The sequence below is a fragment of the Acinetobacter sp. CIP-A165 genome, from assembly GCF_000367985.1.
GTDB lineage: Bacteria > Pseudomonadota > Gammaproteobacteria > Pseudomonadales > Moraxellaceae > Acinetobacter.
The window spans coordinates 974,714-1,000,156 of the sequence record NZ_KB849202.1; the positions used below are offsets into that span (position 1 = coordinate 974,714).

The 25,443-nt window shown below is 38.2% G+C and carries 27 protein-coding genes, 2 pseudogenes and 1 other annotated feature; of the genes and pseudogenes, 16 read left to right on the forward strand and 13 right to left on the reverse strand.

The features are described from left to right. Window positions 1-103 precede the first annotated feature (103 nt). Together F991_RS10050 and F991_RS10055 are read right to left on the reverse strand one after the other, a co-directional pair. Window positions 104-517 carry an HIT family protein gene (locus tag F991_RS10050; RefSeq protein ID WP_004671044.1) on the reverse strand — a complete coding sequence of 138 codons (414 nt, stop codon included), beginning with the start codon at window positions 515-517 and terminating at the stop codon, window positions 104-106. 73 nt (window positions 518-590) lie between these two features. Then, window positions 591-860: a YARHG domain-containing protein gene (locus F991_RS10055; RefSeq protein ID WP_004671048.1), complete on the reverse strand. Its 270-nt coding sequence runs from the start codon at window positions 858-860 to the stop codon at window positions 591-593. Window positions 861-1,399: 539 nt separating this feature from the next. On the opposite strand from F991_RS10055, the gene F991_RS17190 reads away from it, so the two are divergent. Continuing rightward, window positions 1,400-2,529, forward strand: a protein-coding gene (locus F991_RS17190) for an IS3-like element ISAcsp5 family transposase (protein ID WP_119026777.1) whose coding sequence is annotated in 2 segments (ribosomal slippage) — window positions 1,400-1,652 and window positions 1,652-2,529 — 1,131 coding nt in all. Because the reading frame shifts where the segments join, the coding sequence is not laid out codon by codon here. 27 nt (window positions 2,530-2,556) lie between these two features. Here the strand turns inward: F991_RS17190 and F991_RS10070 are convergent. After that, complete coding sequence (locus F991_RS10070; RefSeq protein WP_004671049.1) at window positions 2,557-3,531, reverse strand: metal-dependent hydrolase; 975 nt, start codon at window positions 3,529-3,531, stop codon at window positions 2,557-2,559. A 354-nt stretch (window positions 3,532-3,885) separates the two neighbouring features. Here F991_RS10070 and F991_RS10075 point away from each other — a divergent pair, with 354 nt between their 5' ends. Further along, a complete protein-coding gene (locus F991_RS10075; RefSeq protein ID WP_034595533.1) occupies window positions 3,886-4,170 on the forward strand; it encodes a hypothetical protein in 285 nt (94 codons plus the stop codon). Window positions 4,171-4,235: 65 nt separating this feature from the next. On the opposite strand, the pseudogene F991_RS10080 reads toward F991_RS10075, so the two are convergent. From F991_RS10080 to F991_RS10110, 6 genes and pseudogenes are all read right to left on the reverse strand, one after another. Next, a pseudogene (locus tag F991_RS10080) lies at window positions 4,236-4,457 on the reverse strand (molybdenum cofactor biosysnthesis protein MoeA); the annotation flags it as partial. Between the two features lie 24 nt (window positions 4,458-4,481). Next, window positions 4,482-4,874 (reverse strand): annotated as a pseudogene (locus F991_RS17195) (transposase family protein); the annotation flags it as partial. A gap of 37 nt (window positions 4,875-4,911) precedes the next feature. After that, entirely contained in the window at window positions 4,912-5,316 is a 405-nt protein-coding gene (locus F991_RS10095) for a transposase family protein (RefSeq protein ID WP_000669095.1), read from the reverse strand. Window positions 5,317-5,388: 72 nt separating this feature from the next. Further along, the gene (locus tag F991_RS10100; protein ID WP_004671051.1) at window positions 5,389-6,600 is read right to left on the reverse strand and encodes a molybdopterin-binding domain-containing protein; all 1,212 of its coding nucleotides are present in this window, start codon (window positions 6,598-6,600) and stop codon (window positions 5,389-5,391) included. Window positions 6,601-6,758: 158 nt separating this feature from the next. Next, complete coding sequence (locus F991_RS10105) at window positions 6,759-7,631, reverse strand: NAD(P)-dependent oxidoreductase (protein ID WP_004671052.1); 873 nt, start codon at window positions 7,629-7,631, stop codon at window positions 6,759-6,761. 3 nt (window positions 7,632-7,634) lie between these two features. After that, a complete protein-coding gene (locus F991_RS10110) occupies window positions 7,635-8,720 on the reverse strand; it encodes an alpha/beta fold hydrolase (protein ID WP_004671053.1) in 1,086 nt (361 codons plus the stop codon). A 186-nt stretch (window positions 8,721-8,906) separates the two neighbouring features. On the opposite strand from F991_RS10110, the gene F991_RS10115 reads away from it, so the two are divergent. From F991_RS10115 to recR, 3 genes are all read left to right on the forward strand, one after another. Next, entirely contained in the window at window positions 8,907-10,094 is a 1,188-nt protein-coding gene (locus F991_RS10115; RefSeq protein ID WP_004671054.1) for an O-succinylhomoserine sulfhydrylase, read from the forward strand. Between the two features lie 12 nt (window positions 10,095-10,106). Continuing rightward, the gene (locus tag F991_RS10120; RefSeq protein ID WP_004671056.1) at window positions 10,107-10,436 is read left to right on the forward strand and encodes a YbaB/EbfC family nucleoid-associated protein; all 330 of its coding nucleotides are present in this window, start codon (window positions 10,107-10,109) and stop codon (window positions 10,434-10,436) included. Window positions 10,437-10,590: 154 nt separating this feature from the next. After that, window positions 10,591-11,187, forward strand: coding sequence for a recombination mediator RecR (gene recR / locus F991_RS10125; RefSeq protein ID WP_004671058.1), 597 nt, complete (start codon window positions 10,591-10,593; stop codon window positions 11,185-11,187). 272 nt (window positions 11,188-11,459) lie between these two features. Here the strand turns inward: recR and F991_RS10130 are convergent. Beyond that, a protein-coding gene (locus F991_RS10130) for an IS3 family transposase (protein WP_145972635.1) occupies window positions 11,460-12,679 on the reverse strand; the annotation gives its coding sequence in 2 pieces (ribosomal slippage) (window positions 11,460-12,403 and window positions 12,403-12,679; 1,221 coding nt in all). After that, window positions 12,288-12,404, reverse strand: a sequence feature (AL1L pseudoknot). (Overlaps the previous gene by 117 nt.) Before the next feature lie 106 nt (window positions 12,680-12,785). Between F991_RS10130 and F991_RS10140 the strand changes: the two genes are divergently transcribed. The 7 genes from F991_RS10140 (at window position 12,786) to aroC (ending at window position 19,125) form a co-directional block, all read left to right on the forward strand. Continuing rightward, window positions 12,786-13,928 carry a ribonuclease D gene (locus tag F991_RS10140; RefSeq protein ID WP_004671061.1) on the forward strand — a complete coding sequence of 381 codons (1,143 nt, stop codon included), beginning with the start codon at window positions 12,786-12,788 and terminating at the stop codon, window positions 13,926-13,928. Between the two features lie 138 nt (window positions 13,929-14,066). Beyond that, on the forward strand, window positions 14,067-14,372 hold the full coding sequence (locus F991_RS10145; protein ID WP_004671063.1) for a YcgL domain-containing protein: 306 nt from the start codon (window positions 14,067-14,069) through the stop codon (window positions 14,370-14,372). Continuing rightward, window positions 14,365-14,751: a hypothetical protein gene (locus tag F991_RS10150; protein WP_034595535.1), complete on the forward strand. Its 387-nt coding sequence runs from the start codon at window positions 14,365-14,367 to the stop codon at window positions 14,749-14,751. The genes F991_RS10145 and F991_RS10150 overlap by 8 nt, the downstream gene beginning before the upstream one ends. 45 nt (window positions 14,752-14,796) lie before the next feature. Further along, the gene (locus F991_RS10155) at window positions 14,797-15,648 is read left to right on the forward strand and encodes an AAA family ATPase (protein WP_004671067.1); all 852 of its coding nucleotides are present in this window, start codon (window positions 14,797-14,799) and stop codon (window positions 15,646-15,648) included. A gap of 12 nt (window positions 15,649-15,660) precedes the next feature. Next, entirely contained in the window at window positions 15,661-16,848 is a 1,188-nt protein-coding gene (locus F991_RS10160; protein WP_004671069.1) for a vWA domain-containing protein, read from the forward strand. 163 nt (window positions 16,849-17,011) lie between these two features. After that, window positions 17,012-18,022: a 50S ribosomal protein L3 N(5)-glutamine methyltransferase gene (gene prmB / locus F991_RS10165; protein ID WP_004671071.1), complete on the forward strand. Its 1,011-nt coding sequence runs from the start codon at window positions 17,012-17,014 to the stop codon at window positions 18,020-18,022. An 11-nt stretch (window positions 18,023-18,033) separates the two neighbouring features. After that, window positions 18,034-19,125, forward strand: coding sequence for a chorismate synthase (aroC, locus tag F991_RS10170; RefSeq protein WP_004671072.1), 1,092 nt, complete (start codon window positions 18,034-18,036; stop codon window positions 19,123-19,125). A gap of 78 nt (window positions 19,126-19,203) precedes the next feature. On the opposite strand, the gene F991_RS10175 is transcribed toward aroC, so the two are convergent. After that, the gene (locus tag F991_RS10175) at window positions 19,204-20,427 is read right to left on the reverse strand and encodes a GGDEF domain-containing protein (protein WP_004671073.1); all 1,224 of its coding nucleotides are present in this window, start codon (window positions 20,425-20,427) and stop codon (window positions 19,204-19,206) included. A 344-nt stretch (window positions 20,428-20,771) separates the two neighbouring features. Here F991_RS10175 and F991_RS10180 point away from each other — a divergent pair, with 344 nt between their 5' ends. Next, window positions 20,772-21,521 (forward strand): iron-containing redox enzyme family protein, encoded by a 750-nt coding sequence (locus tag F991_RS10180; RefSeq protein WP_004671075.1) that lies wholly within the window; start codon window positions 20,772-20,774, stop codon window positions 21,519-21,521. Between the two features lie 66 nt (window positions 21,522-21,587). Here the strand turns inward: F991_RS10180 and F991_RS10185 are convergent, their stop codons facing one another. After that, window positions 21,588-22,289, reverse strand: coding sequence for an NAD(P)H-dependent oxidoreductase (locus F991_RS10185; protein ID WP_004671077.1), 702 nt, complete (start codon window positions 22,287-22,289; stop codon window positions 21,588-21,590). Between the two features lie 128 nt (window positions 22,290-22,417). Here F991_RS10185 and F991_RS10190 point away from each other — a divergent pair, with 128 nt between their 5' ends. Beyond that, window positions 22,418-23,440: an AraC family transcriptional regulator gene (locus F991_RS10190; protein ID WP_004671079.1), complete on the forward strand. Its 1,023-nt coding sequence runs from the start codon at window positions 22,418-22,420 to the stop codon at window positions 23,438-23,440. Window positions 23,441-23,722: 282 nt separating this feature from the next. Here the strand turns inward: F991_RS10190 and F991_RS10195 are convergent, their stop codons facing one another. Continuing rightward, window positions 23,723-23,926 carry a hypothetical protein gene (locus F991_RS10195; RefSeq protein WP_004671081.1) on the reverse strand — a complete coding sequence of 68 codons (204 nt, stop codon included), beginning with the start codon at window positions 23,924-23,926 and terminating at the stop codon, window positions 23,723-23,725. A gap of 116 nt (window positions 23,927-24,042) precedes the next feature. On the opposite strand from F991_RS10195, the gene F991_RS10200 reads away from it, so the two are divergent. Beyond that, window positions 24,043-24,261, forward strand: coding sequence for a hypothetical protein (locus tag F991_RS10200; RefSeq protein ID WP_034595631.1), 219 nt, complete (start codon window positions 24,043-24,045; stop codon window positions 24,259-24,261). Continuing rightward, window positions 24,261-25,418, forward strand: coding sequence for a replication initiation factor domain-containing protein (locus F991_RS10205; RefSeq protein WP_004671084.1), 1,158 nt, complete (start codon window positions 24,261-24,263; stop codon window positions 25,416-25,418). Before F991_RS10200 ends, F991_RS10205 begins: the two co-directional genes overlap by 1 nt. The last annotated feature ends 25 nt before the right edge of the window (window positions 25,419-25,443 follow it).

The window sequence follows — 25,443 nt, forward strand, 5'->3', positions numbered from 1 at the left end:
GTGACGATTTATATGGAATGATAATTTTGTTTCTTATTGATTTTTATATAATTACAAAAACAAAAAAACGGAGTCATTGCTCCGTTTAAGATATTTTCAAAGATTAAAGTGCTGCTTTGATCTTTTCAGCGAGTGCCTGAATCTTATCTTGATCACCCATTTGCACCGCATGACGTCCTAACTCGTGGACAGAACTCGGAATTAAATGGAAGTGCACATGTGGTACAGTTTGTCCAGCAGAAGCACCTGAAAGCTGCATAAGCACTATCCCTTTGGCATCGAGAGCCTTTTCCATCGCTTGAGCAACTTTTTGAACGATTTGAATCGTATAGGCAGCTGCATCGGCAGGGAGGTCGAGTAAGGTAACTGCTGGTGTCTTAGGGATAACTAAGGTATGACCATCGGCTTGAGGCATGATATCCATAAACGCAAGAACTTGCTCATCTTCATAAATTTTAATCGCGGGTAACTCTCCACGAAGAATTCTTGCGAAAATATTCTGGTCATCGTATGCCATGCTTAGTCCTTTAATTTAAATCATAGATGTTTTGGAATGTCCCTCGATGTTTGCAAAGAGGGGCGAAGAAATATTACTTACAATTCAGTTCTTTTTGACGCGCTTTGATTTCATCTAAACGTTGCTGTTCTTTGTCAGAAAACTTTGGCTTAGTGGTATGACAGTTCTCATTACCATACTTGGCTTTAGCATCTGCATCTTTAAAACAGAAGCCTTTAGATGCATAGATCAGGTTATAGTTATCTTGTAACTTTTTACATTCTTGTTCCGATGCCGAAGCTTGCATGCTGAAACCTGTAAGGGTCATTAACGTAGCAAAAGCGGCAATTGTAAACTTATTCATGAGGTGTTCCTCTCGTTATGAGCAAGCACTGCGTTGAGCGCAGCGCAAGTACTAATATACGGTGTATAGATGAAATTTCAATGAAACTGTATTATTTGAATGTAATTTTACTCCATATTCTATCCTTAATCATATAGAAAAACTATAAAGATCAATGGTTTTATTAAAATCAAATATACAGAAGAAAATTATCAGCATTTTTATAAGGTTTTATATTCATTCTTTTAAACTTTATTAGCGCGTTATTCTGAAAACGGTGTCAGATATCCGTGCTAGGGAACTCTACCATTGACGTTTTGCCTTAAGAATATAATCAATAAAGAGCTGCTAGATGCGTACACAATAATGCTAACCCCGTTTAAATTTACTTTTAAGCGGGGTTCGTTTTTAAACAAATTGATAGTTAATAAACTACATAAAAAGCATTTTTACTTAGCTTAACGAAACAGTCTGATGTGGTTCTAGGATTTTAGACCACGCCTATAAGTGATAATCTACTCCCCAATAAGCATGGGAAATGCTTGTTTTTGGAGTCAACCATGACACGAAGAAAACGTCGTAATCATTCAGCAGAGTTTAAAGTTAAAGTTGCTCTCGCAGCAATTAAAGGCGACCACACACTCGCTGAACTTTCTACTCAATTCGATTTACATCAAAACCAAATCATCGATTGGAAAAATCAACTGCTTGAGCAATCAGTCAATATTTTTTCACGACCAACAGCACAACAAGAACCAGAGATTGACCTCAAAGCTCTACATGCCAAGATAGGACATCAGGCATTGCAAATTGATTTTTTAGAAGGTGCGCTCAGAAAAATAGGGCAGCTGAGCGGCAAAAAATGATCGATAAGACCCATCAACTTTCGGTACGACAACAATCGCAATTGATTCAAATCAATCGCAGTACGTTGTATTACAAGCCCAAAGAGATTTCATCAACTGATTTGAGTTGGATGCGTCTAATCGATGAAATTCATCTCGACTACCCATTTATGGGCAGTCGAATGATACGAGATATGCTACAGCGTCAAGGACATCAAATAGGTCGGCGTAAAGTCCGACGTTTAATGCGCTTGATGGGAATACATGCCTTGTATCCAAAACCCAATACCAGTAAGCCTAATCTTGCACACCGTATTTTCCCATATCTGTTGAAAAACATGGTCATCGATCACTCTAATCAAGTCTGGTGTACAGATATCACGTACATTCCTATGGCTAAAGGCTTTGTCTATCTGTGTGCAATTATAGATTGGCATAGTCGTAAAGTACTGGCTCATCGAGTATCGATCAGTATGGAAACAGACTTTTGCATAGATGCGTTGCAAGAAGCAATTGTGAAATATGGTTGTCCTGAGGTGTTTAATACAGACCAAGGCAGTCAATTCACAAGCGAGGCATTTTTGAATGAGTTAAAATTGCGAAATATCCGTATCAGTATGGATGGGAAAGGACGATGGATGGATAATGTAATGATTGAGCGTTTATGGCGCAGCGTGAAGCATGAGGAAGTCTATTTGAAGGCTTACGATACGGTTAAACAAGCGAAACTATCAATTGCTGAATATTTGGATTTTTATAACATGATACGTCCTCATTCAAGTTTGAATAAGGCAACACCAAATGAATTTTATGATCAACATTTACTAAAAGTAATGGCAGCATAATTTAAATATTTAGAGCGGATTTATCACTTATAAAACTGAATTGAGTGGTCTAATTAACGGAACCACATTAGTCTTTGAGCTATGTTGTGTCATTTTTTCAAAGTACTGTACCGCCGGTGAGCGGGCCATATATGCTAAAGCTTGTTCAGTATCACCTTCATGGATCGGATTAAATTTTGGCGATACCCAACGTAAAGTCGCTTTCCATAGATATTTAATGGTTGGGAGGTTATCTGTTTTCGTAGCCGTTTTTTCAAATTCACGAATAAAAACAAAGAATCCACGACGCATTAATTTCTGAATGTCTTGATGTTCTAAATCCTGTTTCCCAAGACTGCGAGCGAAATCTGCAAGGAAGTAAATAAACAGTGGAAAAATTGCCATCATAATGACCTGACGAGAAACGTAGAAACCTAACTTGTTTGTTAATAGATGTTCGAATAAATCATAAGCGACACAACGATGTTCAACCTCTTCAGCTAGATGCCAACGGAATAAATCGGTCATAGCAGGGTCTGCTTTATCCCAAGACTTGCTATCAAGTGTCCATTGCCCAATAGTACCTGTAAAGTGCTCAATTGCGGCAATCACACCTACACGAAACAGTAACCAATATTCATCAAGCTTCTCACCTCTTAAAAAAGGGATACCTAATGGTTTATCGCCTAATAGGATATTGAAAACAAGGTGAGCACGGTTTAATGGATCTTGTATGTCATAGCCATTTTCCCTGAGAAAATCTTGTGCCTTTTCATGAGCACGGGCATGGGCTGCCTCTTGGCGGACAAATCCAATAACTTCTTCTTTTAATTTAGCATCAGTAATATATGGGATGGCTTTATTAAATACTCGACAGAACCAAAACTCACCAGCAGGTAAGAGCATATTTATACCATTGGCTATGTGCGAGCAGAGAGGATCGTTCGGCATCCAACATACGGACGATTCAGAAAAATCGAAATATACTTTTCTTGCTTTAATTTGATGATTTTCTGTGATCATACATGTCACCCAAGATGAAATTTCGAATTAAATTGACTAAGTAATTTTTAACATTGAGTAAATTAGATCACCATGTGCTTATGGGACAAAAATGTACATTAAAGAGGTTTTAAGGATAAGATTAGATTCTAAAAGCAATTTTTCTTATATGGTTGAGTATTTAAGTCTTTACTATTGTTAAGGTGTGGATGTTGAAAATTAGCTATTCATATTGTTTAACATTTGAATTGAACAACGGATTATGAGTCCGCTGTTCTAAGCAGCGATAAAGTCAGGCATTATAATACGCTTTCTAATGACTTTATTTTTACCATTTGATAAATTATGTGAATTAAACAACAAATGGTTCATAAAATGAAATACTTCATAATACTAGCAATAATTTCAACTTTTATCTCAGTCAGTACTTTTGCAAGAGAAACCAATTCAATGCGTTCATCCTATGAGCTTGTTAGCGTAGGGGATAGTGAAAGAGATTTACTCAGAAAAATGGGCAAATCCTATCCAAGATATTTTAAACATAGAGATGGTCGATATTCATGCAACGCAACAGAATATGTCTATGAGATTGATATGCAGACCTATACCGTTTGGGTCTGTAATGGAAAGATATTTAAAATTGATGTGAATAGTAAATAATTTTGCTAATAAAAACCATAACAAAAATTAAGCTATGGTTTTTTATGATAGTACTTGTTATAAATTTACATATAATCAATCTTCATAAAATAAACGATTTCATTTGCTTGAATCGGCTGTTCAGCAAAAGGGATGATTACAATACAGTTCGCGGTAAGAAAAGGTTCAATTTGATATGAGCATTGCTTTTCAATGATCTCAATAGAATATTGGCCATCATCATGTAGTTGATATTTGCCCCATAACAATTTCTTTTTCTTTTGGTCAGTCTCAATTTCTTGATTAGACTTCCTTCATAAATCATTTTTCAATCAATTTAATTGTTTATCTTTCACCCAATCTAAATTGTATATGCCAGCAAGTAAATTAAACCGCAGGTTTAATCTTTTACGACGATTTCTATATACACAAGATAAAATCTTAAAACATTTCATCCTTCCAAATACATGCTCTACTTGAATTCGTCTACGACCAATCTCTTTATTTAACTTTTTTAATTCAGAATCTAGTTTTTCAGTTTTCTTTGCTTTAGATGGCATGAGGCATCCAAAACCCAATTTCTTTATCCCTAAATAACCCTTATCAACGATAAAAAAGGGCTTAAATTTTAATTTCCTCATGCTTTTTTTAAATATTTTAAAATCATGCATGCTTCCATGACTTCCACATACACTCAGTATTTCACCTGTTATATAGTGCATAGATAGCTGAAATTTAAAGGTATGTCGCTTTTTTTTACCGCTATACCATTTCTTCTGTTTTTTTTGGACGTTGAACTAATATTTCAGTGGCATCAATCACAACAACTTCCCAATCCACTTCATCTCGATTAGGAAGTTGTTTTGGCAAGTTGAATTTTCCAGAACGGATTAAGGTATCTTCAATAACACGTGTGATACGAATTGCACTCGTTTCAGATACACCGTAACTCATACCAAGATGGAAAAATGTTCGATATTCTCTCCAATATTCTATACATAAGAGCAAACGATCTTCCAACGGTAATTTATGCGGTCGTCCTTTACCAATATGACGAGGTAAATGCTTATTTAGCTCGGCCAACATGAGGTTAAATGTAGCCCAACTAACACCGGTAAGCCTACGAAACTTAACGTTTGATAATTTTTGAATATCTTTGAATTTCATCCAAGGATTATCTCTTGAATTAAATAATTTTGCTGATTAATTTAAGATCAAATAAATTGTACGTTTTTTGATTTATGACGGAAGTCTATTGATTTGGCCTTTTAAAAAGATATTGCTGAGAAAATCTGGGATATGTTTATTTAATATATACTTCACTATTAAATGCATCAATAAGGCAATATCTTGCATATCGCCAGGCAAATTAATGATCGTTGTTTTATCTTCTGTGGTGACGGTCTTGGAACCTCTATGATTACCCTGATCATCATATAGCTGTACAGTTTCACGCACAGGGGGCTTTCTAGGCAAACTTTTAAGGATACTCATTTCACTGGCGGGAATAAAACGAGTCTCATAATTTAACGCCGTACTACTTGGATCAAAGGCCGCAATTTTTCCGATTGAAAATACGGAACCACCAACATTCTTATGTGTACATAGAATCATGACATCAAAATTTGGAATATGATCTTCAAAAAAATGATTATAACTTTCCCAATCTGTTGTTAATGTTTCTTCTAAAGCAGGGTCTTTTTCTTTCTTTAGACTATTGAATGCTGAATCATAACGCTGTGGTTTAAGCAGTTTTATATCGACATCGTTATAACCCCACGTTTTCAATACGTCTTTAACATACAAGCTTTCTTCACAAAGTGAATGCTCTTCGTCAAAAGTATGCATACTAACAACCAGAATTCGTAGATTTCTATAAATTGTTAGTTCTTTAATTCCAGCACGTCTTAGTGCAATCAATTTTTCTGGTGAGATTTTCTCATTTTTAGCTAAGATCAGATCACCTTTTTTAATTACACTGCCTTGCTGAATAACGCCTTGCATTGTAGAGACAGGCGCTATAATTTTTTTATTATCATAATCAGAAATATCTAAACGCTGATCGTTTTCAGAAATGATAGCATCAACATATTTTGGGAGTCTTGTATATTGAGGGATTTTTAGTAAATTTTGGCCGCTCAGCTCCAATTTATATGGATTTAGTGAACGATAGAGTTGTTGTCCCCAAAAATATAGATCATTGATTACTAGTGGACGCTGTTTACTTGCAGTTTGGGTTAATTCTGAATTAACAGCCCAACCTACATAAGCTGACAGATTATGAGGTGGATAATCCTGTAAAGCATAGACATCACTTGCGTTCACTTGGTTAAGCGCTGCTTCTAAGTCTATTGTCTCCTTTAACTCCCCCAGAGGAAGCTGCATAAAAAGGCGATAGTAGATTGTAGTCAGATCATATGGAAGATTTTCGGGTACAGGAAGTTTGTGCATAAATATGAGTCCAAGATACATCTAGAGCACTAGCAGCGTAACTATCTGTTACTGTAGTAAATTATTTTATTTATCATCATTAAAAACCGCTCAAAAGAGCGGCTTTTAACATTATAAAGAGAAAAATTTACGCTATAAAATTTTTAAGTGTAGATGTCTTATTCCAGCGTGATTTTACTCCAAGACTCATACATTTTCACAGCAGCAGAGAAATCACTATTAGGTTCGGCAGTTAAACTCGCAGCTTGAATCAAACTTTGCGTTAAAGCGAGTATAGGCGCAGGAAGTTTAGCTTCGTGCACTAGATCTAAAGCAATTCCTGTATCTTTAGCCAGTAAAGGTAGAGCAAAGGTCACAGGGAATTCACGGCTCAGAACACGCTGAGGAAAGATATTTTCGGTGACTAAACTTTTACCGCTAGAAGCATTAATACAATTAAGTGCGGCATCTAAATTGACACCATGCGCTTTTAGTGTAGAAAAACCTTCTGCAACTGACCATAAATTCACAGCGAGCAACATATTATTAATCGCTTTCACCGCAAAACCAGCACCTGAATCACCTACGTGTTGAATCAATTTCCCAACCGCAGCCATCGCAGGGTAAGCACGTTCAAAAGCGTTAGCATTTCCACCCACCATAACCGTTAAAGTCGCATTTTCGGCGCCAACGGTTTGACCACTGACAGGTGCATCTAAGAAATCAACATTTTGTGATTTTAGTTTTTCTGCAAGACGCTGCGCTGCCTCAGGAACGCCGCTGGTACAATCAATCCAAATCGCCCCAGATTTGATTTCAATACTGTCTATTAAGCTTTCAACGTCACTACTGGTTGGTAAACAAGAAAAAATAATGTCTGCTTGTGCAGCTTGAGACAACTCAGCAGCGATGGTTCCATATTCTGTTGCATGTTGTTCAGCCTTTGTAAAATTACGATTCCAGACTAAGACTTGATCGAAATGTTTTGGTAAATGTGCTGCCATGCGATAGCCCATCGCGCCTAAACCGATAAATGCAACAGATTGAATCATCGCTTATTCCTTCATTGGAGTTGATCGTTCAGCTAACCATGTGGTTAATGTTGGCCAAAACTCAATTGAACTGTTTTGACTAGACATTAAACCTAAGTGCCCGCCAGGTATAAGAGTAAACGTGACATCTTGACTATTTGTCAACTGGGTAAGCGGAAATGCGGATTCGGAACTAACAAGTTGATCTGATTTTCCAGCACCCACGAGTAAAGAACAATCAATGTTTTTAAGTTCAATGGTTTTATCTTGGAGTGTGATCGCGCCATTTTTTAAGGGGTTTTGCAGCCAGACATTAAAGAGCATGTCTTGATTCACGCCACCCGGATAATCAATCATATTGTTTAAGAAATGACTCAGCGTTGCATCTTCTTGAACCAATTTAAGATTATCTAAATTTTTTAATAATTGAATATTGCCATCAATCCAACCTTTAGGGTCAAGTAACTTAAATCCGAGTGAATTTAGGAAACCCGGTGAATGAATCATCAATTTAGGGAGTCGATTGTAGACATAGTCTTTGATTGTGGCATTGCGTGTGGTGATCGATGCCAAGGTTTTATACAGTTTGCCGATATAGCCTGAAGCATAACTGTCAATCGGACTGCCGAGAACAATTAAGTTTTTCACCACACTTGGTTGATGGTGCGCGGTATAAAGCGTGACGAATACGCCCGCCATACTCCATCCATGCAAAGAAATTTTTTCTGAGTTGGCATGTTGTTGAATTGCTTCAATACACTTGGGAATGAATCTCTCAATGAAAGATAGAAAATCAACGCGATAGTTTTTATAAGTGAGCTTGCCCCAGTCAATCAAATAAACATCAAATCCAGCTTCTTGAAAATGCTTCACCAAAGAACGATAGGGATATAAGTCGTAAATATCCATATTAATCGCTAGAGGAGCAACAAATACAAGAGGTTCTTTAAAGCGTTTGTTCTCTGAAGCGTAAAAGCGGACACGGGTTTGTTTAAACTGAGCAATCACTTGATAGGGGGTAGATTGAGATAACACCAGTTTGTCTGCTTCAAATATGCGCATTGCGAGGTGTTTAAAATTTACTTTTTGTAGTTCCACAAGTGATTTCATCTTTTAAAGTCTCATCATGAGTCAAGATTGCGCGAAGTCTAAGCGATAATTTCATCTTATACCTTGACCTCAAATACCTTAGGCGATCAAAATGTTGGCATATATAGATAGGATTTGATAATCCCTTTATGAAAAGCATTTTTATAAAGGGGGATTAGGACCATTGATCATAAGGCATATAAAACCATGAATCCAAGCGATGATTTAGAATATCAACTTGAAACACTCGCCATTCGTACGGGACATAATCGTACTTTTGAAGGTGAACATAGTGAGCCTATTTTTTTAACGTCATCGTTTGTTTGTGAAAGCGCCGCTGATGCTGCTGCTAAATTTTCTGGGCAAATTGCAGGAAATACCTATTCACGTTATACCAACCCAACTGTACAAGCTTTTGAAAAGCGTTTAGCTGTACTTGATGGTGCGGAGCGTGCGGTTGCAACCAGTTCAGGCATGGCGGCTGTACATGCAATCTGTATGGCGTATCTGAAAGCAGGCGATCATGTGATTTGTTCACGTGCTGTTTTTGGTTCGATTATTGCCTTGTTTGAAAAATATGTCGCTAAATTTGCGGTTGAAGTGACTTTTGTCGATCTAGGCGATCTTGACGGCTGGAAACAGGCGATTCAACCAAATACACGTTTACTGTTTATTGAAACGCCGTCTAATCCATTGGCTCAAGTGGGTGATATGCAAGCCATCGCTGATATTGCCCATGCGCATGGTGCATTGTTTGCGGTTGATAACTGTTTCTGCACACCAGTTTTACAACAACCGATTAAGTTTGGTGCTGATTTGATTGTATATTCAGCAACTAAATATATTGATGGTCAAGGTCGAGCTTTAGGCGGTGCAGTGGTGGGGAAACATGATTTACTTGAAGAAGTAAATGGTGTTATTCGTACTTTAGGCAATTCAATGAGCCCGTTTAATGCGTGGATTTTCCTTAAAGGTTTAGAAACGCTCAGTATTCGTATGAAAGCACATTGTGAAAGTGCCCAAAAGCTTGCTGAATGGTTACATCAACATGATAAAGTTGAAAAAGTATACTATGCGGGTTTACCTGATCATCCGGGTCATGAACTTGCGAAAAGACAGCAAAAAGGTTTTGGTGGAGTCGTATCATTTGTTGTGAGAGGTGAACGCCAAGGTGCTTGGACTGTGATTGATAATACTCGGTTTTTATCTATTACCAGTAATTTGGGTGATGTAAAGTCGACAATCACGCATCCAGCAACGACCTCGCATGGTAGAATGTCGGCTGAGGCCAAACAAGCTGCAGGAATTGAAGAAGGTTTAATTCGTGTTTCTGTAGGCTTAGAAGATATTGATGATATTATTCGCGATATATCACGTGGTTTAGATTTAATTTAACGAGAGAGACTTATGAACATTAATATGCTCATGCAGCAAGCTCAACGCATGCAAAAAGACATGGAAGTGAATCTTAAAAAAGCGAAAGAAGAGCTTGCAAATACCGAGGTTCATGCCGAAGCTGGTGGTGGTTTGGTTAAAGTGACCATGACTTGCCGCAATGTCGTTAAGCGTATCGAAATCAGCCCAGAACTGTTGCAAGACGAAGCTGACATTATTGAAGATTTGATTGTTGTTGCTATCAATGATGCAGCGCGTCAAGTTGAAGCTATTTCTGAACAGAAGCTACAAGGCGCAAATACAGGCATGGGTTTACCACCAGGCTTATCAGGTTTGTTCTAATTTAAATTTAATCCTTCCTCTAAGCTCCCTTTGTCATAAAGGGAGCTTTCCCTTAAATAGCAATAATTGATTTTTGGGATTTCTCCATGCGATGCAATTCAAGTATCGTAAGAATGAGAGATGAGGAGGACCCTCCTAAGAAGTATCAATTTTTATGTTTAGCGAACGATTTGAACAGTTGGTTCATGCATTACGTATTTTACCGAGTGTTGGTCCGAAATCCGCCCAGCGTATGGCCTTACATTTATTAATGAAAAATCGTGAAGGCGCATTTGCTTTATCTTATGCCTTGCATGAAGCATCCAGTCATATTCATGAATGTCATATTTGCCACTCTTTAACTGAAAATGAAATCTGTGATATTTGTGCTTCAGTTGAACGTGATGAGCAACTGTTATGTGTAGTTGAATCCCCAGCAGATGTGATGGCAATCGAGCAAAGTGGTAGTTTTCGGGGTAAGTATCATGTATTGGGCGGGCATTTATCGCCTTTAGATGGTATTGGTCCAGAAGAGATTGGTATTCCATATCTGATCCAACGGTTAAGCGAAGGCAAAATCCAAGAAGTGATTTTGGCCACCAACGCAACGGTTGAAGGTCAGGCTACAGCACATTATTTGGTAGAAGCAACCAAACACTTACCACTTCATATGACTCGGATCGCACAAGGTGTACCACAAGGTGGCGAGTTAGAATATGTGGATAGCCATACTTTGAGTCAGGCAGTACATAATCGGATGCGGATGAAATAGCAGATTCATGCTATTTTCTTATATTTATTTTAAATTCATGTTGTTAATTTAAACAAATAATTAACTTTTACATTTTGTCTAACATTATTCTAGATCTATTTGCTGGAATTTATGGCACTATTGGCGGGCGAAAAGGATTTTCGTTTTTTGATTAAAAGGAATAGGAGTAATTTCATGTTGTGTATGTGGAATACTGATTAATTTTTTACATTTAATCTCGCATGTACGATGACTGAACCGTACCGGGTTTGTCGGAGACTTTTTTATTTAAGTTAAGCCACCTGACCTAACGGGTTAATCTTATCATAGTACATTGCTTCAAACTCAAAAGGCGACACATAACCCAGTGCACTGTGTACACGCTTTTTATTGAACCAATCTACCCAGTTTAGTGTCGCAAGTTGTACATCTGCTAAACCTTGCCAATCTGCTTTTAAATATTCAATCACCTCTGTTTTGTATAAGCCATTCACCGTTTCAGCCAAAGCATTATCGTATGAATCACCAGTTGTACCGACTGATGCTCGTAAATTTGCTGCTTCTAAACGATTGGTATAGCGAATCGAAAGATATTGCACACCCCTGTCGGAATGATGAATCACATTCTTTGGCATGCCTCGATCGTGCAATGCTTGCTCAAGTGCATCGAGCACCATATCTGTATTCATCCGTGTAGATACTTTCCATCCAACAATTGCTCGTGAGAACACATCAATAATAAAGGCGGTATAGACCCAGCCTGAATGAGTTTGAATATACGTAAAGTCACTGACCCATAATTGGTCAGGTCGATCAGCACTAAAATTACGTTTCACTAAATCATCTGCTCGTTTTTGATCATCTCGGTTGCGGGTAGTTTGTTTGTTCTTACCACGCCAAACACCTTGTATATCTAGCTTCTGCATCAATCGAGCAACTGTACAACGTGCAATAACATAGCCTTCACGTTTCAATTTTTGCCAAACTTTACGTACACCATATCGACCTAAACTTTCCTTCCAAATTCGTTTAATTTGTTCAGCATGATGCTCATCATGTAGATCTCGTTTCGCTCGATGTTCTGGATTGTCAGCGAGATCTAAAGTTCGGTAATAGGTTGAAGCTGCGATCGGTAAAATCCTACAAATCGCATCAACACCATATAAGTCTTTATTGTTATGGATGAAATCCACCATTATTTGTGTGGGCGGTCGAGCTCCGCCTGGGCGAAAAAAGCGGCTGCTTTACGTAGAATTTCATTGGCACGCTTTAATTCTTTAATTTCACGTTCCATTTGCTTCATTTTTTCTTGATCAGATATCTGTTGTACTTTAATAGGATTTTGCTGATCTAAATGCTTTTGATGCCAGGCACGAAGTGTTTCAGGAGTACAACCAATCTTAGGCGCAATTGCTGTGATTGCAGCCCAAGTAGAAGGATAATCTTTTTCAGATTCAATTAGTAATTGAACCGCTCTTTCTCTAATTTCGGGGGTATAGGTTGGTTTTTTCATCGGAATAGTCTCTCAGAATATTGAGTCTCCGACAAACCCGGTACGGTTCAGACTGTATTTAACAGCTAGTCGCCAATGGTTCTTTTATTATTGTATTTGAGCAAATATGTTTCAATTTATCCAACAGCAAAACGATTTAGCTGTTCTCCTCTCCCAAATGGAACAATGTTCCACCTATGCACTTGATACTGAGTTTATTAAGGTCGATACCTTATATCCAAAACTTGGAGTCTGCCAAATTAATCTAAATGGACATGTTTCCTTATTGGATGGGGCCGCACTGGACTTATCGCATTTTTGGCAAAAAGTATTTAACGCACAACAAAATATTTTCCATGCGTGTAGTGAAGACATTGATCTGATCTATCACTATGCTGATCAGAAACCATTAAAGAATATTTTTGATACTCAAGTGGCAATGGCATTTCTTGGACATGGGCTTCAAGTGAGTTATCAAAATGCGCTCAAAACTTGCTTAAATATTGATATAGAAAAAGATCAAACACGCTCAGATTGGTTAGCTCGACCGCTCACCGAGAAGCAGATGTGTTATGCAGCCAACGACGTACTGTATTTGGTAAAGCTTGCAGATGCCTTAAAAAATGATCTACAACGTAAAGGTCAGTACCAATATGTTCTAGAGGATTGTCAAAACTTAACCAAAGAAATTGCAATGGAAACACCACTTCCAGAGCTTTATACTAATATTGGCAATTATCGTCATACACGCCGTGAGTTGATGCAGTTACAACAATTGAGTATTTGGCGAGATCAAATTACCAAAGCAATGAACCAGCCACGCAGTTTCATTCTGAAAAACACCACCATGCTGGATTTGGTGGAAAAGAACCCACATAATAATTTTCAACTGGCTCAGATTAAAGAAATACGACCGAATGTAGTGCGTGAGCATGGTCGAACGATTTTAGATTTGTTGAAGTTTTTACCTCCTGAAGATGATTGGCCATTAAAAATGGCTCGACCAGTAAAAAGTAACTCTAAAGAAGTCGCGCCTAAAGTAGATGCGCTGATAGATGATATTGTTATGCAAACAGGAATACCAAAAGAAGTCTTGCTGCGTAAAAAATGGCTGAATGCCATTTATGAGCATGTGGTTTTTCATTTGCCTGAGCAAGAGTTACCAAGCTATTTACTTGGGTGGCGTTATGATGTTCTCACAGAACCATTGATTGCATTGTTGCAACAGGACACTGAATATTTAGCCACACAAATGAAAATTTCCAGATAAACAAGGTAGTCAAAAAATCGACTGTTGCGTTAACATTCATTAATGTACCTGTTTTTTTTTTCATGTATGCTGTTTATGGTCTGTTGAGATGATATCTAGACCAATAGCCCCTAAGATTGTTAAGAGTTGTGAGTAAACATGCACTGCGATATTTATAGATCGAGCAAAAAAGACGAAATGTATATGTATATTGCTAGTCCAAATCATTCTGATGACAAGGAACTCGAAAATCCATTTGAAGGTGTTCCTGAAACAGTTCTACAAGCATTTGGCAAAGCAACTTTTGTGATGCATTTAGAACTTCATCCTGAACGTAAACTTGCACGTGTAAATGTGCTTCATGTTTTAGACTCATTACAGACCAAAGGCTTTTTTATGCAGATGCCGCCAGAGGGATTAATCAATCCAAATGCGGTAGAACCAGAGGGTTTGCGTGGTGCTTGAAACTTTAACTGCAATATGGGCAAACATTCTTTCAGTACTTGATCAATTTCCTGAAGAGAATGTTGCAATCATTGTATATGTTACGGGAACACTCATTGCATTGTGGTGCTGGTATCGTTTGATGACACGCTTACCAAACCCAATTGGTGGAATCTTGTGGATTGTTGCTTTTGCGATTCTTGCAACACCTACGATTTCAGAAGGTCCCAATTCAGCATTAGCACCTGCTATTTTTGGTTTGATTTTTGGTGTGCTCACCAAAGAACATGTTTTAATCTGGTCGAACTTATCATTGATTTTATTTGTCATTGGTACCGGCCTATTGATTGGCTTTTGCTGGTCAAAATACACGGCAAATAAAACTGCACGTTCAGTTTAGGTATACATCCACACATTGTTAAAGATAGAAAAATAAGGTTTTAAAATGTCTGCTGATACACAACACTTCGCTGGTACAAATCAATATATTGCAACTGATAGCCTGAAACTTGCAGTCAAAGCTGCACGTGCGCTACAAAAACCGTTATTGGTAAAAGGCGAGCCGGGCACAGGCAAGACATTACTTGCTGAGCAGGTTGCAGAGAGTCTCGGTTTAAAGCTCATTACTTGGCATATCAAATCAACGACCAAAGCGCAGCAAGGTTTGTATGAATATGATGCAGTGTCACGACTGCGTGATAGCCAGTTAGGTGATGATCGTGTCTATGACATTAAAAACTATATTAAACCGGGTAAATTATGGGAAGCGTTTACCAGTGAAGAACGTTGTGTGTTATTGATTGATGAAATCGACAAAGCAGATATCGAATTCCCAAATGATTTATTGCATGAACTCGACAAAATGTCGTTTTATGTTTACGAAACAGGTGAGACGGTTACCGCGATACAGCGTCCGATCGTGATTATTACTTCGAATAATGAGAAAGAATTGCCTGACGCATTCTTGCGCCGTTGTTTCTTCCATTATATTGAATTCCCTGATGAAGCAACGATGCGTGACATTATCGCGGTTCATTTTCCAAGTATTTCAAATACCTTGGTCAGTGAGGCTTTGCAAGTCTTCTTTAAACTACGTCAAGTTCCAAATTTAAAGAAACCGCCGTCAACTTCAGAACTCATTGATTGGTTAAGCCTATTAATGGCAGATGATATGCCTGAAGATGTATTACGTAATCATGATAAATCTAAAGCCATTCCACCACTATATGGCGCTTTGATTAAAAATGAACAAGATGTACAACTCCTTGAACGTTTAGCCTTTATGTCACGCCGTTAAGAGTGTTTTTCAATGTTTGTTCGATTGTTTTACACCTTACGCAAATATGGGGTGCCAGTCACAACACGTGAACTGATTGATCTCAATCAGGCGGTTGCATCAGGGCTTGTGTTTGCTGATCAAGAACAGTTCTATCAACTGGCTAAAACAGTTTTAGTTAAAGATGAACGCTTCTTTGATAAGTTTGATCGTGCCATGAAAGACTATTTCGATGGCATTGAAACTTTCGATCTAGACGAATTGCTTAAACAAGTTCATAAGCTGCCCAAAGATTGGTTTGATCTGGAGCTATTAGAGAAGCATCTGACTCCTGAACAACGAGCCGAACTACAAAAAGCAGGTTCCCTTGAAGAACTGATGAAGATGTTGGAAGAACGTTTACGTGAACAACATAAGAAGCATCAAGGCGGTAATCGCATGGTGGGCACCGGTGGAACTTCACCTTTTGGTGCTTTTGGTGATCATCCTGAAGGTGTACGTATCGGTGGACCGGGTCGTAAACGTTCAGCGGTAAAAGTGTGGGAACAACGTAAGTACCAAAATCTAGATGATGATCAAGTCTTGGGTACACGCCAAATGCAAATCGCCTTACGCCGTTTACGCAAGTTTGCGCGTCAAGGTGCTGCTGAAGAGCTGGATGTTGATGGTACGATTCGAGAAACAGCAAAACAGGGCATTTTAGATGTACAGCTTGTTCCTGAACGCCGTAATCGCATCAAAGTACTGATGTTATTTGATGTCGGTGGTTCAATGGATGCTCACATTGCTGAATGTGAAAAACTGTTTAGTGCCGCGAAGTCCGAATTCAAAACCTTAGAATATTTTTATTTCCATAACTGTCTATATGATTATGTTTGGAAAGATAATCATCGCCGTAGTTCAACACGGATGAATACGTGGGATCTATTCCATACCTATGGACGTGACTATCGTGTCATCGTTGTGGGTGATGCAAGTATGGCACCATATGAGTTAAAGTCTGCTGGTGGCTCTGTCGAATACATGAATGAAGAAGCAGGCGAAGTATGGTTAAGACGATTACGCCAACACTTCGACAAAACAGCTTGGCTCAATCCTGAATTGGAAGGCTATTGGCATTACACCCAAACGATTCAATGGATTAAAGAAACTTTTGAAGATCATATGTATCCGATGACTTTGAAAGGTATCGAAGATCTGACGAGATATTTGTCACGTTAAAAATTTAAATAAATACGATATAAAACCGTTTCTTTGATTTGAAGCGGTTTTTTCTTGTTAAATAAGCCTCAAGCGGGTTAGAAACTTGTTAAAGCGTTGCTTTGCTTTTCTTGGCTCAGGTAAAATAAACCGTTTTGCAATTAGCACTTTTGGAGACGCCTAAGTGGAGCGACCTACAATCAGCCCTGAACATTTACAAGAAGCGGCTGAAAATCTAGTAACCATTCGAGATTTTATTCGTTTTGGTGTAACTGCACTTCGTCAATACGACGCACACTTAGGACAAGGCACAGAAGATTATTTTGCAGAAAGTGCTGCACTGGTTTTGCAAACAATCTCACTTGAGTGGAAAGCTGATCCAGAAATTTTAGATGCTAAATTATTGCCAAGTGAAAAAGCTGAATTCTTGAGCCTATTGGAACGCCGTGTCAATGATCGGATTCCAACGTCTTATTTATTAAATCTTGCTTATTTCTTTAACAAACCATTTTATGTCGATGAGCGTGTACTTATTCCTCGTTCACCAATTGCAGAATTGATTGAACAACGTTTTGCACCTTATTGCTTAGATGAAAGTGGACAGATGCTTGAGGCAATCAATAGTTTGCCTGAAAATAAGAATCCTAAAACACCACAACGTATTTTAGATATGTGCACAGGTTCTGGTTGTATCGCAATTGCACTAGCTTATGCATTCCCAGAGTCTGAAGTTGATGCAACTGATATTTCAAAAGAAGCATTGGAAGTCGCATCAATTAACGCTGAACATCACGATAAACAATATCAAGTCGCTTTGCTTGAGTCTGATCTATTCGCAAAAATTCCTGCTGAAAACCAATATGACCTGATCATCAGCAATCCACCGTATGTGGATGCAGAAGATATGGCAGATTTACCAGAAGAGTTTTTACATGAGCCAGAGCTCGCATTAGCTGCGGGTCAAGATGGCTTGGATTTAGTCCGTAAAATGTTAGCGCAAGCGGCTGATTATCTCACTGAAGATGGTTTGATCGTTATTGAAGTTGGAAATTCAGAGTGGGCAATGCGCCAGAACTTCAATACCGTTGATTTCCATTGGTTAACTTTCAAAAAAGGCGGTTCAGGTATTTTTGCATTAACAGCTGAACAATGCCGTCGTTATAAAGACGTATTTCAGCAATCCGTTCAAAACTAAGGGGCAAAAGCATGGCAGGGAATAGTATTGGGCAACTCTTTCGAGTGACAACATGTGGAGAATCACATGGTGTTGGCTTAATGGCAATTGTCGATGGTGTGCCGCCAGGTCTTGAACTTTGCGAAGATGATTTGCAGAAAGATTTAGATCGCCGTAAACCGGGGACATCTAAATTTGCCACGCAACGTAAAGAACCTGATCAAGTTGAAATTATTTCAGGTGTCTTCGAAGGTAAAACCACGGGCACACCGATTGGATTATTGATTCGTAATACCGATCAAAAATCTAAAGATTACGGCAACATCGCGCAAACTTTCCGCCCTGGTCATGCTGATTATACCTATACACAAAAATATGGCTTCCGTGACTATCGTGGTGGCGGTCGTTCAAGTGCCCGTGAAACGGCAATGCGTGTTGCAGCAGGTGCGATTGCTAAGAAATATTTGGCTGAAAAGTTTGGTATTGATATTCGCGGACACGTGACTCAAATCGGTAATGAAGTTGCAGAAAAACTAGATTGGGCTGAAGTTCCAAATAATCCGTTTTTCTGTGGAGATATCGATGCAGTTCCACGCTTTGAGCAATTGGTCACTTCTTTACGTGAGCAAGGCACAAGCTGCGGTGCGAAGTTAGAGATCTTGGCTGAAAAAGTACCTGTGGGTTGGGGTGAGCCTGTATTCGATCGTTTGGATGCTGATATTGCCCATGCGATGATGAGTATCAACGCGGTAAAGGGTGTGGAAATTGGTGATGGTTTTGCTGTTGCAGGACAGTTTGGTCATGAGACGCGTGATGAATTGACCACTGAGGGTTTTCTTGCTAATCATGCTGGTGGAATTTTAGGTGGGATCTCGAGTGGTCAAACCATCCGTGTCGCCATTGCACTAAAACCGACAGCAAGTATTACCACACCGGGTAAAACGATTAACATTGATCGTGAAAACACTGATGTGTTAACCAAAGGTCGTCATGATCCTTGTGTTGGCGTGCGAGCAACACCAATCGCAGAAGCAATGTTAGCAATTGTACTCATGGATCATTTTTTACGACACCGCGCACAAAATGCGGATGTAGTACCTCCATTTAAACCAATTGAAGCTTAATTCAAAAATTCGAAACCAAGCACATATTTATTATGCGCTTGATTTTATTATTATTTTAGTTGATGCTTAAACAATAAGTTATAGCGCTTCAGAAATCATGTTTTCTGAAGTCGAAATATGATATTGATTTCGGCCATTACTTTTTGCGGTATATAAAGCATGATCCGCCTGAGCAATAAACTCTGACAGGCTATCATTTATATTGGGTGTCATGGTTGTCACACCGACACTAATGGTTACATACTTAGAGACAGGGCTTTTTGGATGGCTAATATTTATATTACGAACGACATCCATCAGTCTTTGGACTTGTATTAATGCCTGCTCTTGGTCGGTCATTGAAAACAGAAGTAAAAACTCTTCGCCACCATAGCGAGCAGCAAGATCGCCACTTCTTGAGGTGAGCGAACCCAGTGATATCGCAATACGTCTTAAACATTGATCGCCTTGTATATGCCCCAAAGTATCGTTATATGGTTTGAAGAAATCAATATCAATCATCATGATGGTGATTGGCATTTCGTGGCGCATTGCACGTTTCCACTCATTTTCCAATACTTCATCTAAATAGCGACGATTTGCTAAACCCGTTAAAGCATCCTGTTGCGATAAAATAGAGAGTTGTTGTGCTTGACGCATGAGTTCTAATCGATTTAATTCGATCATACAGTTTTGTAAATAATTTTCTCGATGCTGTCGGTCTGTGGCATAGGCGAGGGCCATACCCAAGAAACTACTAAACGTATAAGTTCTATTTAAAAAAGTCCAATCTATTGAGCCATTTAACCATGTACTGGCTGCGACACCCACAAGACCACCACACCAACCAGCAATGATCGCTGTGTAGAAACGCATACCAACGAAACCATAGATAATAACCACTGCATACATCATTGCAGCGTGAAATAACACGTTGTTTTGGCCTTGTTCTAATACGTTGATCAAAGTAATAGCAACAGCACCCGCTGAACCTATGCAGACATAATGATCGAACCATCGATTCATAATTGGGAGAAAGGAAAGTAACCATGCGATTAGGATAATAATACCCACCCATCCATAGTACGAAATCCACTCAAGTCGCATGTCTGGTGGTAATACTTGATAAATACCGAAACTAAGAAATGAGTACAGACCTAGAATGATGGGACCACGATAACGAAACTCGTGTGCGGCCTCATTTCTATACTGATCTCGATAGATCGCTTCTAATTCTTTAGGAAACCAAACTAAATTTAGCCCGCGAGATATTAACAAGTCGATTTGTTCTTGTCCCAAGATATTGGAAGCCTTCAACTTCATTTTATCTCTCACCACCCCTAAAGATTTTTTATGTAAGTCAGATGTAGGAATTCTTTTTTACTACGTTACACTGAATTAATTAAAATGTGTATTAGATAATCAAAAAAAGTCAATTTTTTGTCACAATGTTTTTTTTATGCTTAAAACCTACACTATTTCAGAGTTTTTAGAGTCGATTGAGCGATCTAATAGAATGATTTCAATAAAAAAGATGATCGGTAAACAAAACAACTACAAATCGAAGAATGGTGATTGTATATTTAGGATATTAGGATACAATTTATAAAAAAGCAGCAATCATGGAATGTGATTGAGTCAAGTCATACGAAATAGGATGCATCGCAATGACTGCTATGAGTCAATATGGAACAAAGTTGGAAATCACAGCTCATTCTGGCTGGTCACAAAAGTTCTGGGATGAACTTTTGCCTGCAAAAGAACGAGTTAGCAAACACCCATTATTTTTAGATATGGCAAGTGGTTCATTAAGCCTTGAATGTTTTCGTTCAGCATTATTGAACTTTTATCCTTTAGTTGCTCATTTTCCCTCATATATGGCTGGAACCCTAGCCAAAGCCACATCGTTCTCGCAGAACGGGGTCACAGAGACTCGTGATTGGCTGATTCAAAATATTAAAGTTGAAGAGCGCCACCTGAGTTGGTATCAGGATTGGGCAGGTGGTTTTGGGCTAACTGTTGAAATGTTAAATACGGTCAGACCACCCGCTGCGATGAATGCCGTCAATCATTTTTTATGGGATGTCAACTTTCGAGGTAGTTTAGCTGAAAGTATAGCCGCGACAAATCTTGCAATAGAATGGGCGACAGGGGATTGGAGCATACAAGTTTATAAAGGGGTGCAAAGTTACACTCAAAACCCAGAGGTCAATATCAATAAACGATCGCTGGCTTGGTTAAGAGCACATGCTCACTATGATGATCTACATCCTTATGAAGCGATGGAGCTGATTAAGAGACTTTGTGATAAAGATCCAGACATGCAACGAAAAGCGTTCTTAGCAGCTCAGGAAGGTTTAGCGTATTATGAACTTGCGCTAGACGAATGTTATAAGCTGCAACGGGCGAGCAACTAAGAATTTCACAAATATAGAGACTGCGGCTTTGCTTGGGGACTTAGTCGCAGTCTCTATTCTTATTTCTTATGTAAGTGGGTTCATTTTTTCATCAAAATTTTCTAAATGTGGAAATTCAAGCGCTTCTAAATCATCTAAGTTTTTAATATAGTCTTCAAAATTCATTAAAATATTTTGTCTATCTTCATTGCTGATATATGGTACATGATAAGCCATAAATGGCGGTAAAACTTCAAAACCAACATAGGCGAGTGTGCCGCGTTGGATAGATGATAAATAATGTTCAATAGGGCCATGTACTGTGTTTTCACCAAACATGTTGCTGCGTCCGCCCAGAGTCAAACAAAGCATCGCTTTTTTCCCAGTCATGCCACCATGATTGTAAAAGCGCTTACCACCATAAAAAAGACCAGAAACAAAAACACGATCTATCCAACCTTTTAAAATGGCGGGAACCGATGTCCAGTACAACGGAAAGCTAAATAAAATCAGATCCGCACGTTTTACTTTTTCAATTTCGATTTCAATATCTTTAGAAAATTGTTGTTGCTTCAGAGCATGACGTTGCTCAAGTGCATAATTGAAATATTCTGGTTGATTAAGCTGCTCAAAATCATCTTTTGATGCAATTGGATTGAAATTCATTTCATATAAATCTGAAACCTCAACGGTATAACCTAATTGCTCAAAAGTTTGTTGGGCCGTATTCTTTAGCGCCGCAGTAAAAGAAAGTTTCTCAGGATGTGCATGAACAATCAAAACATTCATTGATCAATAACCTTAATATGTAAATTTTTAGATAGATATACTATGCCTAAAAGCTAAAAAATGGCATAGTTCTAAAACCGCCAATATTTACCATTTCACGCCAAATGTAGCATCTAAAAGGATGAGTGATGAACCCTGAATTACCTGGCACATATGTCAATCTATTGGTAGATGTCGTTAAAAAGTGGGATATTTCTTCGGAACAGCTTTTGGCTGGGACAGGTATTTCCTCGCAAAAATTAGATGCTCCATTTTGGTATGTGGATTTCAATGTCTTTAACTACTTATTGGAAAAAGCAGCACTACTTACAAAAGAGCCAGCAATAAGTTTATATCTTGCAAAAGAGATGAAAGTTTCTTGTTATGGACATGTTGGAATTGCAGCAACAGCATCAGAAACTTTAGGGGATGCAATAGAGGTCTTAGAACAATTTATTGGCTTACATTGTTCGGTGTTTAAGCCTAGACTTAAAGTCGATGAAGAAATGGCGTATCTATATTTTAATCAGCCTTTACAAAAGTTTAGATTGAATACGCATGGTATTACGTTCTTGGTTTTTGGATTTGCACAGATATTGGAAAATTTAGTTCAACACAAATTGGAAATCATTTTTAGATTTCAGCAAGATAAACCTGTTTTTTACAAAGAACTTAGAAAGTTTAATGGGTTAAATGTCAGTTTTGGTCATAAAAATGACTGTCTAATCTTAAAAAAGGATGTGCTTGGTTTAGCGCTTAAAACTGCAGATGCATTGGTAGCTCGGCTAACTAAACAGCAATGCAAACAAGACGCTCAGAACTTAACTTTAAAAAGAAGAAGCAAAGATAACGTGACATCAGTAGTAAAGGAGCTAATTTATGATGAGTTTGAGGGCTTTTTATCTTTAAAACAGGTCGCAGAGAAACTTCATATTTCAGAAAGAACACTACAACGACAATTGACGAATGAACAGACAGCATTTCAGCTTCTAGCCGCAGAAGTTCGTAGAAAGCATGCTGAGCATTTATTGAGACAACGTAAGTTATCAATTGAGCAGGTTTCTGAGCGTCTAGGATATGCAGATATTTCTCATTTTTCCCGTGCTTTTAAAAAATGGACAAACGTCACGCCTAAGTTTTATCGAGAAGTTGCTAAGGGTAATTTCTATTAAATATTTGAATCGATGTGAGCCATAAGCAAGGATCGAATTGGGTTTATGCTTAAATTACGTGGGTGGTCAATCAACATGAATAATAAAATAATCATTCATTATAAAGCAGATACTTGGCATTGATCAATATCAGATCGGTGCGTATAATGTGTACGAAGATTATGTTACATAGCTGATTTGCAATGATATTTCTCACATGCAAATCAGCGTTATTTAACATCAATCTTCATTATGCGCAATTGATGGGCAGGGTAGTGGTTGCTTATAATTTAATCACTACTTTTAGTTTTTTGTTTCTACTTTGACGTTTCCGTCTCTTGTTACTTCTATAAATCCATTGAGCAAAGTTTGCTTAATTATTTCGTGAAATATTTCTGTATCACGTAGTGGTTTTTTCCCAGCTTTTACTAGGTCTCTATTCAGTTTTAAAGCAACTTCATTTAGTGCTTGTTCTTCTTCGTCTGTAAATCGAAATGTCTTAGCCATTACATAATCCTTTTAAAATCACTTAATTCTAAATGAATTTGTGATTAGTGCTTGTGTTTATATGTGATTTATGTTTTTATCCTTGATAAATGATTTATAAATTTGTGATTTATAAAATGGAAAAAGAACTAGCTTTCGAGACTGTAGCCAAAATCATCCATGACAGGGGTGTCGAACTCATTGTCGGTGGTAATCCTGCCTTTGAGACTGAATTCGTCCTTTTTTACATTGAATCAACGATGAACCAGTGGGGCTATAAAAATCCTAAAGTTGCTGCCTACTGTGACGCAATCAAAGCTGAAAACGATAATTTTAGATCGATGGGGATTTGCTGATGGATAAGTACAAAAAACAACCAATCCCCACTGTTTTATCGGGGGGAATGAAAAAATCGGCAGTTGGAACCCCCATTAATAAGATGGGGGTAAAGAAATTCGATACTCGTCCACAAGACGCAGATATCCCGTACCAACACAATCCGCTATACACAATTCCATCAAGTCACATGATCATGACAAACGATGGCGTGAAGCACATTGAATACAGAATGCCTGCTGATAATGAGATTGCTGTCATTGATTGGGTCAACTTTACAATCGGCTTAGAGTCACTGGGTGATCACCTTTGGCAAGAAGATGAATTTATCCTTGAATCACATCGTTGTACTGCTGCTGTAGCTGTACTTGATCCACTTTTAGAACATATCTTTGGATTTTCAACGACTTCATGTCGTAACAATGGTCTTAATTTCTATAACCAAAGCTATGTGTTAGGTGAAGACTTTGGTTTTGTCTGCATTGGCGGTCAGCGTAATACCATCTTAATTATGATTAATGGACGTGGTTGTAATTTTGCTAAAAGTGGTTGGGAATTAAGACTTTATAACTTCTTAGTTACTCAAGCTAAACGAGCTAAATTAACACGTGTTGATATTGCACATGATGACTTTGAAGGTAAAAACGTTAGTGTCGATTGGGGCAATATGCAAGATGGGCTAGGTGGCTTTCAATTAGGTAATCGTGCACCAAATATTGAACATAAAGGCAATTGGCGTAGACCTAATGGCAAAGGGCGTACATTATGTATTGGTAGCCGTGACTCAGGTAAGTATCTGAGATTGTACGAAAAAGGTCGTGCAGAGGGTGATCCCAACGATAATTGGCAACGTGCAGAGGTCGAATTTAAATCTATAGATCGAATTCTTCCTTTTGACATGCTACTTGCACCATCAGAATTCTTTATAGCTGCATATCCATGCTTCCGCGATCTAGCTGAACATTTACAGCCTGAACGTATCGAAACCATTACAAAGACAGCTCAAATTAATTTCCAAACCGCTATTGAGAATATCAAGCATCAGTACGGTAAATACATCAACGTCTTTAAAGACGTATTCGAACCTGAAGAACTTATCAATTTAATCTGTTGTGCTGATCCGCTTGCATTTCCCAAGCGACTCGATCATGTGCTTCTAACTGCTCGGAGAATGTAATGCATACATCAAAAGTAAAAATCTT